Raw genomic sequence first — 17,100 nt, forward strand, 5'->3', positions numbered from 1 at the left:
AAAGACATAGTAAGGAGTGAATATATGTATTCCAAGATACAGCCACCAACGAAGAAAATATCCAAAGAATCAGTGAAGGTGTGGCGGATGACTGAAGCCATTACCAACCTCATTATCCTCGCCGTCCTTGGCATCCTATTATTTGTTGATGATTATTTCACTTGGAAAGAATGGATTGGATGGATTTTAAACGGACTTATCGCATTATCTTTTTTCCATGCTATCTGGTCCATCTTCATTGAACCGATACTTTTGCAAAAGTATTGGCGTTACGACGTGAACGAAGAATTCATTCAAACAAAACGTGGAGCCTGGAGTGAAACGCATGAACTAATACCGATGACGAAGGTTCAATCCGTCAAATTGAACCAAGGACCGTTTTTGCGAAAATACAACCTTTATTCCCTAAGCATCGGAACAATGGGCGACTCTCATGAGATACCGGCGATCCCTGAGAAAGAGGCGTATGAATTACGAGATAAAATTGCCCATTTCGCAAAAATTAAGGAAGTGGATTAATGATGGAAGAACACGCAAAACGATTACACCCTATCAAGATCCCTTTCGAATTTTGGAAATTGCTGAAAGGAAATGTATTTTTCATAATCATGCTTTATGTCCTGAATTTCGGTTCTGAAAAGATGTATATGAAAGTACTTCAAATTGGCTTTCTAGTTTATTTGGTTTGGAAAGTCATTTCTGTCATCCTTAAATGGTATACATACAAATACCAAATCAAAGAAGGTACCATATACATCACTTCAGGGCTTGTCTCGAAATCGTATCGAACCGTCCCACTTCATAAGGTTCAGAATGTCCAGCAACGCACGACGTTATTTCATAAGATTTTCAGATTGACCTCTTTAACATTCGAAACGGGGATGACTGGTGATCAGGGTAGCGTACCTTTCGAGATGATTTCCCGAAAAGAGGCTGAACGGCTTGAGGGGGAATATGCTTCAAAACAGGAATTGCCGGTAATTGATATTCTCGAAGAACGAATTGCTGAGGATATGGAACCAGCCATTGAAAAAACGATCCATTTCACTCCAAGCAAACATGATGTGCTGAAAGCTTCCTTTACATCACTCAGTTTCCTGGTCCTTATCCCGATACTGGCTACGTTATATAATACACTCGATGATTTTATCGATTTGGAGAACGCCGAAGGGTTTCTTGCCAAGTTATTGGATACATGGTGGCTCATTACCATCATTATTGCAGGCCTCATATGTGTTGCCGTTGCCTTCGGAATCGTTTCCACATTCGTTAAATATGGAAAATATGAAATTTCATCCGATCACGAGCATATATATATCAAGAAAGGTGTACTGGACGAATCCGCTTTTTCCATTCGGAAAGAAAAAGTACAAGCAGTCGAAATCACCCAATCAATCATTAAAAGAGTGCTGGGGTTGGCAGAAGTGAAACTGATCAGTGCAGGAAGCACCGGTGATGAAGAGCTGGAAACGAACACCCTCTATCCTTTTTTATCAATTGAACGGGCATATGGGATGGTAGAAGAGATTTTACCCGCTTACAAAGTGGAACGATCAATGAGGTCACTATCGAAACAGGCCTTCAAAATCCGAATGATGCGGCCTAGCCTTTTCTGGATTCTCACAACATTGGCGATTTATTATTTCAAACCCTCCCTATGGTATATCTCGCTGATTTTACTCGTCCTCATTTATACATTGAGAATAATGGATTACAAAAATAGCCGTTACTTGTTAAATGATGAGTTCATTCAGTTCAAATCCGGAAGTTTGGAAACATCACTATTCATTACCAAAAGAAGCAAGGTCATTCAAATTGAGGTGGAACGTTCGAAGCTGCAAAAGCTTTTCGGACTTGCCACAATTGAAACGATCAACCGCTCCAAGCCTGTACACCATACAAAGCTCCAAGATGTATCCGTTGAATATGCAGACGAGTTTTACACATGGTATATGGACAGGACAAAAAATATCCAATTCGAATAGTAATCAATGAATGAAAGAGTTGACCATGGCAGTCAGCTCTTTTTTTATCCACTATATTCCACTCCCTTCCCACCTTTGCACTTCACGACAAAATTAATATTGGAATTTTCTAACTTGTCACTTCAAAAAAGCGAAAGCAGACCGAAATATCAAATAGAAGTCAAAATTAACTAGAAGTATATAAGGAGAATTTTACAGATGAAAAGACTGACAGACTGGTATTTTAATTCGCTAAAAAAACAAATATTGATTCCTTTTTTGGCTTTGATCATGATAAGCGGGATGGCCATCTCTTACATGAGCTATAAAAATAGTATCGAGTTGACGACCAAGGAACTTACCGGAACCACGGAAGAGCAAACCAAGTCAATGAACGATTCCTTCGAAATCTTCTTTCATAAAACGGAAAATCAATTGGATAGGATCAGTAAGTATCCTATCATGAGTACTTATGATAAGAACCCCGAATCCATAATGGATGAGTTTTCCCATACACAGTCAAGCAGTTCTGAAATAAATGGTTTATACCTTGGCACCGAGAAAGATGGAAAAACATTAATATTCCCTAAAGCGGATTTGCCGGCTGACTTCGATCCTAGACAAAGGGATTGGTATCAATCCGCATTGAAACAAAAAAACAAGACCATTTGGACGGAACCTTATACCGATCAGGCTACGAATGAACTTGTTATTACGGCAGCAAAAGCCATATATGATGGTCGAGATGAATTAATAGGCGTGCTAGGTGTCGACATCTCGATCGATACATTGATCACGATGGTCAATCAAACGAAATTCGGCGAAACGGGCTATACGGTATTGTTGGATCAGAAAGGGTCATTCGTTACACATCCAGACAAGGAAAAAGTTCAACAGGATATATCAAAGGAAAATATATTCAAAAAAATGAAAGGTGAATCCGGATCAATGATCGAGGAATTTGAAGGGCAAAGCCGGATCGTCGGATACGCCACAAATCCTACCACCGGATGGAGAATAGCAGGGGTAATGGAGGAAAATGAAGTGAAAGTCCGGGCAAGCCCGATGATAATCGATAATGTCATTACACTGTTGATTGTCTTTACCATCACTGCACTATCTGCCATCTTCATCACCCGTTCTTTAACGAACCCCATTAAAAAGCTGCAGGAATCCATACGGAAAATGGCTGACGGCGATTTCACCTCCTGGAAACCCATTTCCAGAAAAGATGAGATAGGCCAACTTGCAGAAGACACCAGCTTAATGACCAGGAATATGAGTCATATGTTAGGGGTTGTCAACAACCTTTCCGATAAAGTATCGGATTCCTCCATGACGCTAGTGGCCAGTGCCGATGAAAATTCAGCGGCAGCTAACGAAGTGGCCATGACGATGGAACAAATAGCAGCCGGTGCCATAGACCAAATCGAAGTCGGGCAGAATAACGAAATGGCCGTAAAGTTATTGGCTGACAAAATCAATGATCTGGAGGCTCAAACGGGAAAAATGGCCACGGAATCCGAAAATATGTTCAAGGCTTCCGAAAACGGAATCACCCAAGTGCAAAGCCTGAAACAACAATTCAATGAAACGTCCCAAATATCCAATAAGATGAGTACGGCAGTCAAATCATTGGATGCTCGGTCCAATGATATTAGTGCAATCGTAAAGACCATAAGCGGGATTGCCGGACAAACGAATTTACTCGCCCTGAATGCTGCCATCGAAGCAGCGAGGGCTGGTGAACACGGAAAAGGGTTTGCAGTTGTTGCCGATGAAGTGAAGAAATTGGCCGAACAAACGGAAAAATCACTGAAAGAAATCTCTGAAATCATTCAAGCCATGCAAAACGATACTACCAATACCGTTCATTTGATTGATCAAGTCAATCAAAAAATCCATCTTCAGGATACTTCTGTAACGGATACGGAAAATGCTTTCAGTCACATTGCATCCATCATCGCGAACACATTCAGCAATTTTGACGAAATAAAAAAGATGATGAACGATATGGTAAACGAAGTCACACGGATGGCGGGCAATGCAGAAAAATTAAATTCAATCAGTCAGGAAACTGCGGCAGGAACTGAAGAAGTATCAGCTTCCGTAGAACAAACGAATGCTTCCATGGAACAATTAAATGCCCTGGCTAGTGAATTGGATACCCTCTCCCAGGAAATGCACAAAGAAATAAAGAAATTCACTTACTAATCAAAAAAAAGGACGGCCCCTAAAGGGACCCGTCCTTTTTAAAATTAGTCTTATAGAGTTCTTCTGCCATTCGTCAGCGTTGCATCGGTTTCAGTTATTCCCGAGTAAGAAGAACTGGATTTTCTCGCATCCGAATCGACTAACACAAGCAATTTGCCGCTCTTTACATCCGCTTCATAACGATTCGCTTCGTCTTCAGGTATGCCCATTCCGATTAATGTACCGGCCAACCCTCCTGTACCAGCGCCTACAGCCGCTCCGGCTAATGTTGCAGCAAGCGGTCCAGCAGCCAGTACCGGCCCGATTCCCGGAATCGCCAACGCACCCACACCTGCCAATAATCCGGCAGCACCGCCCAAAATGCCTCCAGTCGCGGCACCAGCTGCGAGCCCCTCTTCAACTTTTGTACCCGTTTCTTCATTCACTGCATTTAATTCTTCTTTATCTTTAGCTACCACTGAAATTTCTTCACGATCATATCCTTGGGCCTGTAATGACTCAACAGCCTTTATGGCTTCTTCTCCAGTTTCATATACACCAATTATACGTTTATCCATATCTATCATCCTCCTTAAAGAATGTAAATTGTCGCTCCCTCTTTACATACCCCAGAGGATGAAAATGCTAAACGTTATTTAACAGGAAAATATTTTCGAGTTAACCCTTACTCAGAAAGGGTATATATAATCATAGTATGCATATTTTTAGGAGGTTTTATATTTGCTCATCGAGTTACTTAAAGATTTAGTATCTATCGACAGTTCATCGAAAGAAGGAGCTAACCAAGCGGTTGATTACTGTGCGGACTGGCTTAAAGATCAAGGACTTACCGTGAATGTGATCGTAAATAACGGTTATAAGATGCTTGTAAGCGAGATTGGCAGCGGCGATAAAACCCTAATTTGGAATGGACATGTCGATGTTGTCAGCGGAACGCCGGATCAATTTTTCCCTGAGGTTCATGAAGGAAACTTATATGGACGCGGGACAGCCGATATGAAAGCTGGAGTTGCAGGGATGATGTGTGCATTTACCGAACTGAAAGATAAGGACCTAGGTTTGAAAATCCAGCTTCAGATCGTATCGGATGAAGAGATAGGCGGGTTGAACTGTTCCGGATATTTAGCGAAACATGGTTATAGAGGGGACTTTGTGATTTGTGCTGAACCGACGCAATTGGGAATCGGGCTCCAGGCAAAGGGCGCCCTTCGTCTCGATATTGAAGTATCCGGTAAATCCGCACACGGAAGCCGTCCATGGGAAGGCGTGAATGCAATTGAAAAGGCCTATGATCTTTATCAAAAAATAAAGGAACTTCCTTTCACCCGGGATCATACTCCCCTTTACTCCTCCCCTTCACTTAACCTAGCAAAAATAAAAGGCGGCGAGGTCTATAATAAGGTACCGGATGCCTGTTTGCTAAGTCTTGATATTCGCTATCTTCCTACGCAAACAATGGAAGATATCATTGCTCAGATCGAAAGTGTGACAGGAAATAATGTTCACCTTAATATGTACAGTAAACCTGTAAAAACCGAAGAATCAGACCCATTCATCACCTTGCTCCGACCGATTATCGAAAGAAACACCAAGCAAGATGCTGTCATTTTCGGACAACATGGCTCCGCAGATACCGTCTTTTTTGCGGCATATGATATCCCAGCGATTGAATTCGGACCAAAAGGCGAGAACTGGCATGGAGATAGGGAATGCGTCAATCTTGAATCGGTAGCAGTCTACCAAAAAATGCTGGTCGATTTCGCTTCTGAATTTGTTTTACATTAATCCAAAACATGAAAAAAGCCGGCATCACATAGATGTCGGCTTTTTCCATGTTCCGAATATCTTCTCCCACTAAAATAAACAGCATTCAATCCCTCTATTATTACGTTGTTTTTTTACAAAATATACAGGACTTTAAAACTAGCGATTAGAACTCCATATTTTACCTCATTAAACAGGATACGCCATAATATCAGCACCATTTAACAAAAGTACGCTTATACTGACATAATAAATAATATATTTACATTTAACCGATGAGTACTTTTGACCTAGTTTATATTACATTTATTTATCAAGGGAAACCTTTTTGTAACACAATTACTATTCCACCGAAACATTATTGTCATAAAGACCTGTTATTCTAAGTCTACGATTTAAAACAAAGGAGACTATTCATTTTGAAAAAAATACTACTTCCACTATTCACTGCTTTCTTTTTGGTATTTAGTTTTTCCGGAGTTTCATCGGCTGCTACTACTACATACAAAGTTAAAAGCGGCGACACACTATGGGGTATCGCCAATAAACATAATATAACAGTCAATCAACTCAAAAGTTGGAACAACCTGAAAAAAGATAACATCCATCCAAAACAAGTTTTAAAGGTAAAGAAAACTTCAACCTCTGCTAAACCTAAAGCTAAAGCAAAAACATCATCATCATCCAAGAAATATAAAACGATCACGGTGAAGGCAACAGCTTACACTGCGAACTGCAAAGGCTGCAGCGGTATTACAGCATCTGGTCTTAACTTAAAGAAAAACCCTAACGCAAAAGCCATCTCGGTCGACCCTAAGGTCATTCCACTAGGAACAAAAGTTCATGTAGAAGGATACGGGGATGCCATTGCGGCAGATAAAGGCGGCGCAATCAAAGGGAATAAAATTGACGTCTTCTACTCTTCTCACTCAAAAGCTATCAATTGGGGCAGAAAAACCGTTAAAGTAAAAATCTATAAATAATGATAAGCACCAGCCTGAAACCTTTCAGGCTGGTCTTTTGTTTTTCCCATTCTTATAAACATCTAAACAACCAGTTGTCCTTAAAACGGAAATATTTACTGAAATTTCAGTCAATGTTATGATTAGTACATCTTAATCAAAAGAGAGGTGTGCGCTTTGAATATTGTCATTATAGGGGCCGGGGCACTGGGCTCCTACTTTGGGGGCAGGTTGCAGCAGGCCGGACAGGATGTTCAATACCTTGTCCGAAAAAACCGCGCCAAACAATTGAAGGAAAACGGGATCAGCATAACTAGCCCACATGGAAACTACCAATTCACCGACCTCCGTATCACAGAGAATGTAAGTGGCATCGAAAAGGTCGACCTCGTGATTCTCGCCGTAAAAGGCCAGCATCTGCAGGGCACCCTTACAGATTTAAAGATCCTTGTTGAAAAGGGTGCGAAGGTCCTCCCGCTTTTGAATGGATTGGAGCATATATCCATTTTACAGGAGGCGCTGGGCGAAGAAGCTGTCTTAGGAGGAAGCGCCTTCATCATCGCCACCCTTGATGAAAAAGGGCATGTCATTCATTCCAATGAAAATCACGATTTAATCTATGGCCCGCTTCATCCGTCACAAAAAAAGATTTGTGATGAATTCGAACAGGCAGCCGGATCAGCTATCATGAAGGCAGGCAGAACGGAAAACATATTGATCAGGATGTGGATCAAATATATGTTCATCACCGCTTTTTCCGGTGTGACAACGGCATCCAACCTCCCTATCGGCACGATACGGAGATACCCGGAAACCAATGGATTGCTAGAAAAGGTCCTTGTTGAAATGAAGGAGCTTGCAAATGCTTATGACGTCGGGATCACTGTGGAGAATATTGCTCAAGCGTTGGAAAACATGGCAGGCTTACCTGACGAATCCACCTCTTCCATGCACCAGGACCGCCGGAAAGGCCTAACCCTCGAAGTGGAACACTTACAGGGCGGTGCACTGCGCCTTGCCGACAAGGCCGGTTTAAAACTTCCTGTGATCGGGACTCTATATGCACTCATAAAACCATTTGAAAATTAATTTTCGCCAATACCGGTGCTCCACCGGTATTTTTTTTGCAGCTTAGTAATCTATCTATATCCTCTTCTTCCTTCAGTTATTCAAAATCCCCAAGACCAAAAAGAACAAAAAGAAAACAATATCACCAAAAGAATATTCTGATTCTTTCTTCTGTTACACTATTATCAAGTTAAGAAAGCGCTATCATATAACAAAGGAGAATGCCCCTTGAAAATATTAAAAAATTTAACAGTTCAGGTCATCATCGGTATCATTCTAGGTATAACAGTCGGTTTCTTCTTCCCTGCTTTCGGTGAACAACTGAAGATATTAGCTGATTTATTTATTAAAATGATTAAAATGGTCATCGCACCAATCATCTTCTTAACCGTCGTGATCGGAATTGGCGGTATGGGTGATATGAAAAAGGTTGGCCGCATCGGCGGAAAGGCCCTGCTTTATTTTGAAATCGTTACCACTTTCGCACTTGCCATCGGAATCATCGTGGTCAATCTGCTGGGACCCGGTAAAGGCTTTAACATCGATTCAGTCGAGGGTGGAGATGTATCACAATATACGACAGCCGCTTCCGAAACGGAACATGGCGCCGTTGCTTTCATTTCTAATATCATTCCTGATAATGCCGTTGCCGCACTGGCTGGCGGAGACTTACTCCCTATTCTATTCTTTGCCGTATTATTCGGATTATCAATGGCGGCAATGGGACCGAGAGTGCAGCCAGTCGTTTCTTTCTTTCAGCATATTGCCGACATTTTCTTCGGCATCGTCGGTATGATCATGAAAGTTTCTCCATTGGCCGCATTTGGAGCAATGGCCTATACAATCGGTAAGTTTGGCCTTGGTTCTTTAACCTCGTTAGGACAATTAATGGGCAGTGTTTATATCACAATGGCACTTTTCATCGTTCTTATCCTTGGCTCGATTGCAAAAATGTATGGCTTTAATATTTTCAAGTTCATTGCCTATATAAAAGAAGAGATCCTCTTAGTTTTAGGAACTTCTTCATCGGAATCCGCCCTGCCAAGCGTGATGAAAAAGCTCGAAAAATACGGTTGCTCAAAATCGGTAGTCGGTTTGGTTGTCCCAACCGGTTATTCTTTCAACCTTGATGGCACATCCATCTACTTATCCATGGCAGCGATTTTCATCGCCCAAGCCTACGGTGTCGATTTAAGCATCTGGCAGGAGTTGACCCTTCTAGGAATCTTGATGTTAACATCCAAAGGTGCTGCCGGTGTAACGGGATCCGGTTTCATCACACTTGCTGCAACATTAGCTGCCTTCCCAATGATCCCAGTTGAGGGAATGGCATTACTGCTTGGTGTCGACCGCTTCATGTCAGAAGCACGTGCCATCACCAATCTAATCGGTAACAGTGTCGCTACAGTGGTCATTTCTAAATCAGAAGGTGAATTCAATCCTAACCAAGCCATCTCAGGTGATATGAGTGAAGTGGCTGTTTCATCGGAAAAATAATTGAACCTTGAATGAAGAGGTGTGCAACTTGCACCTCTTTTTTGTGTATTCCTCCCTTCGAAAGCCATTTTTCTATAATTAGCCAATCAAATAAATTTCAGAATCACATAAAAGTGTTTATACTTTTATGTAACAGGTAAAAGTATAAAGTTAGAAGTTTAGTAGTTTGATGGATTTAACCAAATTAGGAGGTTTTATCATGAAGGATTACGGATTATTTATTAACGGTGAGTGGTCGGATTTTGGATTGGATAAAATTGAAGTGAGAAACCCGGCAACGGATGAAGTAGTTGCCACCGTTCCTAAAGGCGGTGCAACTGAAGCGGCGAAGGCTGCAGATGCCGCATATGAAGCCTTTACGGGCTGGGCTGCACTCTCAGTCTACGAACGCGCTGAACTAATTTGGAAATGGCATCGATTGATTGATGATCATAAAGAAGAACTGGCAAAAATCATGACTGAAGAGCAAGGAAAGCCCCTTAAAGAAGCTCTTGGTGAAATGACATATGCCAATGGCTTTTTATCTTGGTTTGCTGAAGAAGGTAAAAGGGTGTACGGCGAAACGATTCCTGCTTCCGTGTCCAATAAACGGCTTTTCGTGACTAAACAGCCTGTCGGAGTTGTAGCTGTCATTACGCCTTGGAACTTTCCTGCAGCCATGATTACAAGAAAAGTGGCACCAGCGCTTGCCGTCGGCTGCACAGTCGTCATTAAACCGGCAAACCTGACTCCCATAACAGCTTTAAAAATGGCTGAATTAGCTGAAAAGGCTGGCATTCCAAAAGGAGTCATCAACGTGGTGACAGGAAAATCCTCAGAAATCGGCGAAACTTGGCTTCAAGATACGCGGGTTCGTAAATTGACGTTTACCGGTTCTACAGAAGTCGGCAAAACCCTGATGAGGGGCTCAGCGGACACGGTAAAAAAAATCTCGCTTGAACTCGGAGGTCACGCACCTGCAATCGTTCTTGAGGATGCCGACCTTAATAAAGCGGTTGACGGCATCATCAGTTCAAAATTCCGTAACGCAGGACAAACATGCGTCTGTTCAAATCGCATTTATGTTCACGAAGCCATTCAAGAGGCCTTCATCGAAAAGCTCGTTGCCAAGGTCAAGGAACTAAAGGTTGGAAATGGACTGGAAGATGGCGTCGATATCGGTCCGCTAATCGATCAAAATGCAGTGGATAAGGTTCAAAAACAAATTGATGAAGCAATCAGCAGCGGCGCTAAGCTCGAAGCTGGCGGTAAATCAATAAGCGGCCTTTTTCTTGAACCGACCGTATTGTCCAACATTGATGACAGCATGCTCTGCATGAAGGAAGAAACATTTGGTCCACTAGCTCCAATTGCCTCCTTTAAGACTGATGAAGAGGCAATCAAAAGGGCAAATGACTCCATCTTTGGTTTGGCAGCTTACGTCTTCACTGAAAATATCACCAAAGGCATCAAATTCACCGAGGCACTTGAATTCGGTATTGTAGGCTTGAACGACGGACTTCCTTCCGTTCCGCAAGCTCCATTCGGCGGATTCAAGCAAAGCGGGCTCGGACGTGAAGGCGGACACCAAGGCATCGAAGAATTCCTGGAAGTGAAATATATTTCCTTAGGTTTGTGACCTATTCACCACACTAAGAAAACGTGCCCGACTCAATAGAGTCGGGCACGTTTTTTCATTCCAATATATCCTCTTCAAGCTTTTCCTCTTTTCGGATCCTGATGAATTTTACGATATTCAATACAATCGTTTTAACAACAGAGTATGTCGGAACCGCCAAAATCATGCCGATGATACCGGCAATGTTTCCGGCGACGAGCAATAGGATGATGATGGTAAGCGGATGTGTGTTCAATTTTTTCCCGATGACTAACGGTGAAATGAAATTACCATCAAGTTGCTGGATGACCGTTACCACCAGAATGACCAATAGCGCTTCGGTCGGTGAATGAATCAATGCCACAATGACCGCAGGAGCCGCTCCTATAAACGGGCCTACATATGGAATGATATTGGTCACAGCACCGATCAGCGCGAATAAGAACGCATAAGGCAAACCAATGATCAAATACCCGATGAACGTTCCGATCCCGACAAACATGCAAACAAGCATTTGCCCTTGTATGTATGTAGTAAGCGTCCCGCCAGTTTCCTGAAGTACTGTTAAAGCTGGTTTTCTATAGCGAACCGGTACGAATTTCATAATGGCGGCTGGTAGCTTATCTCCATCCTTCAACATATAAAACAGGATGAAAGGAACCGTTACGACCACTAAAGTGATATTCGTCACTACGCTGAAAACGGAAGTTAAACTGTTCGTTATATTACTAGGTAAATTAGTCAAATATTTCTGAAGCGAGTCGCCTACTTCTTTCAGGGGAACATAGTCTTGTTCCATCGTCCACAAAAACCATTTTGACTCCGCTGAATCTTCAATGAACTTCCTTGTTTGATTGAAATAGTCCGGAAGGTTATTGATTAAATCCGTAACCTGTTTGGACAGTGACGGGCCAACGAGACCGACAAGCAAACTAATCAATCCCAGGAAAAATACATATAGCAATAATATCGACAATCCCCTAGGCACTCTTCTTTTAACCAGGAAATCAACAGTGGGATTGAACAAAAAGTAGAGAAAACCCGCAATCAAGATTGGAAAGAACAATGTAGTTGTAAAAATGACTATTGGTTCAAAAAGAAATGAAATCTTTGTACCAACATAAAAAAGTAAAGACAATAGTAATAACTCTAACGTCCAAAAATGTAATTTTGTCTTGAACAAATTATCTCCTCCACTATAAGCAATTCTATATAACTCCCTATTTCTAAGGAATCTAAAAATTCTATGTATGATAATCTTTCATTGTTAGCAGTTTACCATATTTCTATAACTTGGATGAATAATTATATACAAAAATAAAAGAAAAAATCCTAAAGATACAGTTCCCCATCTTTTTGATGGTTAAGCATCTTTTTACACTTTAAATCTTTTATTTGTCGCAGGAAAAAGAACCAATAGGAAACACCATACAAATTACTTAGGAGAAATAACTATTTACCTTTCAATATTTCATTGATGTGACGAAAGATTCATTGGTTTTCACCTATACCGGACACGGACCAAATAAAAAACCCCGCTGTATTGGCGGGGTTTTGATTCTTATTTTTGATCTTGAAGAACCGCTTCAAGCATCGTACCGTTTTTAGCTAGGTTCGTATGCCATGAAAATGCTTTTTCAAGTATGTGCGGAGTTTGATGCCCGCCCGTTTGCGCAACAGCTTCAGTGAAGTATGCACGTAGCTGTGGACGGTAGTCAGGATGAGCACAGTTTTCTATGATTAACTCTACGCGCTCTTTTGGTGCCAAGCCACGTAAATCAGCGATCCCTTGCTCTGTCACTAATACATCCACATCATGTTCAGTATGATCCACATGAGAAACGAAAGGAACGATACTGGAAATTTTGCCGCCTTTTGCATATGATTTCGTTACGAAAATGCCTAGACGTGAATTACGGGCAAAATCTCCTGATCCGCCAATTCCATTCATCATTCTTGTCCCCGAAACATGTGTCGAGTTTACGTTACCATAGATATCACATTCTAACGCTGTATTGATTGAAATCAAGCCCAAACGACGGATGATTTCAGGATGATTAGATATTTCTTGTGGACGAAGAACTAGTTTATCACGGTATTTTTCAAGCTCACCGTAAACTTGTTTCCCTTTTTCTTCAGCTAATGTAATCGAACACCCTGAAGCGAATTTAACCTTTCCAGCATCGATCAGATCAAATACCGCATCTTGCAGCACTTCTGAATAAACTTCCAAATCTTTGAATTCAGAATCAAGGAAGCCGGCGAATACTGCATTTGCGACTGAACCTACACCCGACTGAAGCGGAGCAAGGCTTTCAGTTAAACGGCCAGCCTTGATTTCTCCACGAAGGAAGTTAATGAGATGGTTGGCGATTGTTGCAGTTTCTTCATCCGGCGGCACGATTGTGGAAGGTGCATCAAGATCTGTAGAAACGACGATTCCCATTACTTTTTCAGGATCAACCGCAATGCCGATCGATCCAAGGCGATCACTTGCTTTAGTCATAGGAATCGGTTCACGTTCGCCTTGTTTAGCCGGAGTATATATATCATGCATCCCTTCCAGTCCTTCTGGATGGGATACGTTCAATTCAATGATCACATGTTTAGCTTCTTGAACGAATATGGCTGAGTTGCCTACAGAAGTTGTCGGGATGATCAATCCATCTTCTGTAATCGCCAATGCTTCGATGATTGCAAAATCGATTGGTCCGACAATGCCTTGACGAACTTGTTCAGCTGTATGAGACAAATGCTGATCTACATAAGTTACTTCATCAGCATTTATTTTATTGCGAATGCCTTTATCCGCTTGGAACGGCAAACGTTTATTTATGATACCTGCTTCCGCCATATGTTGGTCGACTTCCGGTCCTAATGAGGCACCAGTATAAACGTCAACTTTGAATTTTTCAGTTTTAGCTCTTTCAACTAGAGCCATCGGAATAACTTTAGCATCACCAGCACGGGTAAATCCACTCATACCGAGTTTCATCCCATTTTTAATCCATGAAGCTGCTTCTTCCGCTGTAACTACTTTCCCCTTAAATTGTTCATTGCGAATTTTTTTGAAAACGCTTTCGTTCATACAAAAGACCCCCATTTTTCGCTTTTCTTACACTTAATTTTACCAATCCTGTGTAATCGTCACATTCATTTTCGAATGAAAAGCCTTAAATTGGGCATAAACCAGCATTTCTTTCACACAAAGGAGAATCACTAAAACCCCAAAGCCCGCCTGAATTGACTTGCATATGTTTGACTGACCTGGATTTTGGAGTTGTCTTTCATTATCAATAAAAATGTAGAATGGAAATCAGGAAGGATTTCTTGTATATAGTTGATATTGACGATGTACGAACGGTGCACACGAATGAATAAATCACCAGGTAAAATGAATTCCAATTCACTTAAATTCATTTTATGAAATCCACTCACACGTTCGGACTGAATTTTAGTTTTCCTATTTTGAGCTTCCAAATACATAATTTCATCATATGGAAGCGGTATCCAGCGATCATCCGTTTTAATGGTCAGGAATGATGTCGGTAAAATCAAGGGCTTTGACGGCAAGATGGCCGTTACCGCCCCTAAAGGGTTGCCCTCGTCCATGATAGGAACACTCAGCCCATAGTAAGGTACGCCAAATACATTACTTTCAACTTGCACCCCTATTTTTTTACGGACGCTCAGCGCTTTATATGTCGCCGTATTTTCACTGATTAAATCACCTGGTTTTATTCTTAAGTCCACTTGTTTGCTCGGTTGATAATAAATGTATTTTTCAGAATCAGCCACAGAAATTGAAGCATCCTTCGGTACAAACTCCCTGATGATATTTAAAACGGATTCGACCGTAAATTGATCCATTTCCTTTCACCTCTTAAAAGAACATATTAATAATTCCCCTATTATTAAGCAGGGCATTCATGAAGTAATTCATAGTTTTTTGATAAACTTACATTTTTTTGAATTTGCTTTTCAGAAAATTAAAGAAAAATTGAAGTAACTAAGCGAAAAGCGGCGAAAAAAGCAAAAAAATCGTATTTAAATTTATATCCTTATTCATTATAGTTGGAATGCTCCCCGATTTCCATGGGGGATTCAAGAAAAAAATTTCCTTAATATACAAACATTTAAATGTCACGATCCAGCTGGACAACAAACAAAAAAAGCCGCTCTCCCCTAGGATAACGGCTGAAAGGTTATTTTTTTGAACGGGAATTTTGAAACGGGGATTTTAATCGGAGTGATAAAATCTCTTCTAAATTTTTCAGTGGCAATTCCAATAAAAAGGGTCGGTCATCAGGTTGATATATATCCTCTGAAATGAGCGTATTAACGATCTTCTGTTTTTTTGCATTAACAATTCGGACCAGTCTCCCCATTTTCAGCTCCCTTTCTTTCATCTTCTGTACCCAACTGAATCGATCATTGCATCAGATGTCATTCTTTAACGCATCATGACCTTCTTTACCGGTACGGATATTCACAACATTCGCCAATTGATATATGAAGATTTTACCGTCACCAGGTTTACCGGTACTCAAGAATTTCCTTGCTACATCCACAACATCCTGAACTGGCACTTCACACACGACGATTTCGATTTTCATTCGATCATGCAATGAAATTTCACGATTTCTCCCTCTATATGTTTCCACATAACTTTTCTGAAGACCCGTTCCTTTTACTTCCGATACTGTCATTCCGCTTACCCCTATTTTCGCAAGTTCCGCTTTGAATTGTTCAAATTGGATAGGACGGGTAATGATTTCTATTTTCGTTAAAATCTCGGACATATGCGCCCCCCCTTTTAGATTGATTCGTGATAAGCTTTTTCTCCATGAAGTGTAAGATCAAGCCCCATTGACTCATCCTCTTCACTGACACGCAACGGTACGAAAAGGTTAATGGCTTTAGCAACGATATAAGTGACCACGGCAACGAAGATATAGGTCGCAATGATCGCTACAAGCTGCTTCCACAACAAGTTGAAATCTCCATAGAATAAACCATTTGCCCCGCTTTCGTTTACGGAAGTTGTCGCGAACAAGCCTGTAGCGATGCCACCCCATGTCCCGCCGATACCATGTAATCCGAAAGCATCAAGCGCATCGTCGTAACCCAGTTTATTCTTCAGGAAGAATACACCCCAAAAACAAACGGCACCGCCGATGACACCGATGATGATTGATGATGCGGGCGTTACGAATCCGCAAGCGGGTGTAATGGCCACCAAGCCAGAAATGGCACCGGATACTGCACCCAGCAATGTTGCCTTTTTATTAGCCATATACTCGACGATCAACCATCCAATGATGCCAGCAGCTGCTGCAACAGCTGTATTAACGAATACATTCATCGCCACCTCATTGATTGTCAGTGCGCTTCCGACGTTGAAGCCGTACCAACCGAACCAAATTAATGATCCTCCAAGAAATGTTAAAGGAAGATTATGCGGTGCACTGTCCCCCGACTCTTTCCTTTTACCTAACATGATTGCTAATACCAAACCTGCAACCCCTGAAGATATATGAACAACGTTGCCACCAGCAAAGTCAAGTGTACCCAGTTCCGCTAACCAGCCTCCACCCCATACCCAGTGTGCAACGGGAGCATATACGAATAAAGACCATAGGATCGTAAAAATCAGGAATGCTGAAAACCTCATCCGCTCGGCAATGCCACCAGCAATGATCGAAACTGTTAAAACGGCAAAAGTCATTTGGAATAACATGAACAAACTATGGGGAATCGTTTCGCTGTAAGGCCCAGGTGCAAAGCCCACATCCTTTAAACCAACCCAGTCCAGCCCCCCCAGAAGTGAATTACCAGGTGAAAATGATAATGAATACCCAATGAGCACCCAAAGAATGGAAATGACAGCCAGAGGCATATAACTATGCATTGCCGTATTCAGGACATTTTTACTTTTTACCATCCCTCCATAAAATAGGGCAATCCCTGGAGTCATTAGCCAAACCATCATCGTCGCCAAAAACATGAATACCGAATCTGCCATTTGCATACT

General features: G+C 41.5%; 14 protein-coding genes and 1 pseudogene. 9 read left to right on the forward strand and 6 right to left on the reverse strand.

The window, feature by feature from the left end:
• Nucleotides 1–24 precede the first annotated feature (24 nt).
• The 4 genes and pseudogenes from J7I96_RS01685 (at nucleotide 25) to J7I96_RS28955 (ending at nucleotide 4,178) form a co-directional block, all read left to right on the forward strand.
• Nucleotides 25–519, forward strand: a complete 495-nt coding sequence (locus tag J7I96_RS01685) for a PH domain-containing protein (RefSeq protein WP_214773685.1) — start codon at nucleotides 25–27, stop codon at nucleotides 517–519.
• The gene (locus J7I96_RS01690; protein ID WP_214773686.1) at nucleotides 519–1,985 is read left to right on the forward strand and encodes a PH domain-containing protein; all 1,467 of its coding nucleotides are present in this window, start codon (nucleotides 519–521) and stop codon (nucleotides 1,983–1,985) included. Before J7I96_RS01685 ends, J7I96_RS01690 begins: the two co-directional genes overlap by 1 nt.
• A 297-nt stretch (nucleotides 1,986–2,282) precedes the next feature.
• A pseudogene (locus J7I96_RS28950) lies at nucleotides 2,283–3,206 on the forward strand (cache domain-containing protein); the annotation flags it as partial.
• A gap of 153 nt (nucleotides 3,207–3,359) precedes the next feature.
• Complete coding sequence (locus J7I96_RS28955; RefSeq protein WP_483861565.1) at nucleotides 3,360–4,178, forward strand: methyl-accepting chemotaxis protein; 819 nt, start codon at nucleotides 3,360–3,362, stop codon at nucleotides 4,176–4,178.
• Nucleotides 4,179–4,228: 50 nt separating this feature from the next.
• On the opposite strand, the gene J7I96_RS01700 is transcribed toward J7I96_RS28955, so the two are convergent.
• Nucleotides 4,229–4,735: a general stress protein gene (locus J7I96_RS01700; protein ID WP_214773688.1), complete on the reverse strand. Its 507-nt coding sequence runs from the start codon at nucleotides 4,733–4,735 to the stop codon at nucleotides 4,229–4,231.
• Nucleotides 4,736–4,898: 163 nt separating this feature from the next.
• Here J7I96_RS01700 and J7I96_RS01705 point away from each other — a divergent pair, with 163 nt between their 5' ends.
• The 5 genes from J7I96_RS01705 to J7I96_RS01725 all read left to right on the forward strand — a co-directional run bounded on the left by J7I96_RS01705 (nucleotide 4,899) and on the right by J7I96_RS01725 (nucleotide 11,087).
• Nucleotides 4,899–5,963, forward strand: coding sequence for a M20 family metallopeptidase (locus J7I96_RS01705; RefSeq protein ID WP_214773689.1), 1,065 nt, complete (start codon nucleotides 4,899–4,901; stop codon nucleotides 5,961–5,963).
• A gap of 398 nt (nucleotides 5,964–6,361) precedes the next feature.
• Nucleotides 6,362–6,925 (forward strand): 3D domain-containing protein, encoded by a 564-nt coding sequence (locus J7I96_RS01710; protein WP_214773690.1) that lies wholly within the window; start codon nucleotides 6,362–6,364, stop codon nucleotides 6,923–6,925.
• A gap of 156 nt (nucleotides 6,926–7,081) precedes the next feature.
• Nucleotides 7,082–7,993: a ketopantoate reductase family protein gene (locus J7I96_RS01715; RefSeq protein WP_214773691.1), complete on the forward strand. Its 912-nt coding sequence runs from the start codon at nucleotides 7,082–7,084 to the stop codon at nucleotides 7,991–7,993.
• Between the two features lie 207 nt (nucleotides 7,994–8,200).
• The gene (locus J7I96_RS01720) at nucleotides 8,201–9,469 is read left to right on the forward strand and encodes a dicarboxylate/amino acid:cation symporter (RefSeq protein WP_095390446.1); all 1,269 of its coding nucleotides are present in this window, start codon (nucleotides 8,201–8,203) and stop codon (nucleotides 9,467–9,469) included.
• 199 nt (nucleotides 9,470–9,668) lie between these two features.
• Nucleotides 9,669–11,087 carry an NAD-dependent succinate-semialdehyde dehydrogenase gene (locus tag J7I96_RS01725; RefSeq protein ID WP_214773692.1) on the forward strand — a complete coding sequence of 473 codons (1,419 nt, stop codon included), beginning with the start codon at nucleotides 9,669–9,671 and terminating at the stop codon, nucleotides 11,085–11,087.
• A gap of 55 nt (nucleotides 11,088–11,142) precedes the next feature.
• Here J7I96_RS01725 and J7I96_RS01730 read toward each other — a convergent pair whose 3' ends face one another.
• The 5 genes from J7I96_RS01730 to J7I96_RS01750 all read right to left on the reverse strand — a co-directional run bounded on the left by J7I96_RS01730 (nucleotide 11,143) and on the right by J7I96_RS01750 (nucleotide 17,097).
• Nucleotides 11,143–12,249: an AI-2E family transporter gene (locus J7I96_RS01730; RefSeq protein WP_214773693.1), complete on the reverse strand. Its 1,107-nt coding sequence runs from the start codon at nucleotides 12,247–12,249 to the stop codon at nucleotides 11,143–11,145.
• Between the two features lie 378 nt (nucleotides 12,250–12,627).
• The gene (scpC, locus tag J7I96_RS01735; RefSeq protein WP_034305854.1) at nucleotides 12,628–14,154 is read right to left on the reverse strand and encodes a succinyl-CoA:acetate CoA-transferase ScpC; all 1,527 of its coding nucleotides are present in this window, start codon (nucleotides 14,152–14,154) and stop codon (nucleotides 12,628–12,630) included.
• 131 nt (nucleotides 14,155–14,285) lie between these two features.
• Nucleotides 14,286–14,936, reverse strand: coding sequence for a LytTR family DNA-binding domain-containing protein (locus tag J7I96_RS01740; RefSeq protein WP_214773694.1), 651 nt, complete (start codon nucleotides 14,934–14,936; stop codon nucleotides 14,286–14,288).
• A gap of 569 nt (nucleotides 14,937–15,505) precedes the next feature.
• Nucleotides 15,506–15,868 carry a P-II family nitrogen regulator gene (locus J7I96_RS01745; RefSeq protein WP_214773695.1) on the reverse strand — a complete coding sequence of 121 codons (363 nt, stop codon included), beginning with the start codon at nucleotides 15,866–15,868 and terminating at the stop codon, nucleotides 15,506–15,508.
• 14 nt (nucleotides 15,869–15,882) lie between these two features.
• Nucleotides 15,883–17,097, reverse strand: coding sequence for an ammonium transporter (locus tag J7I96_RS01750; RefSeq protein ID WP_214773696.1), 1,215 nt, complete (start codon nucleotides 17,095–17,097; stop codon nucleotides 15,883–15,885).
• Between the last annotated feature and the right edge of the window lie 3 nt (nucleotides 17,098–17,100).

Origin of the sequence: Bacillus sp. ISL-78 (assembly GCF_018613455.1) — a bacterium.
GTDB classification, from domain to species: domain Bacteria; phylum Bacillota; class Bacilli; order Bacillales; family DSM-1321; genus Peribacillus; species Peribacillus frigoritolerans.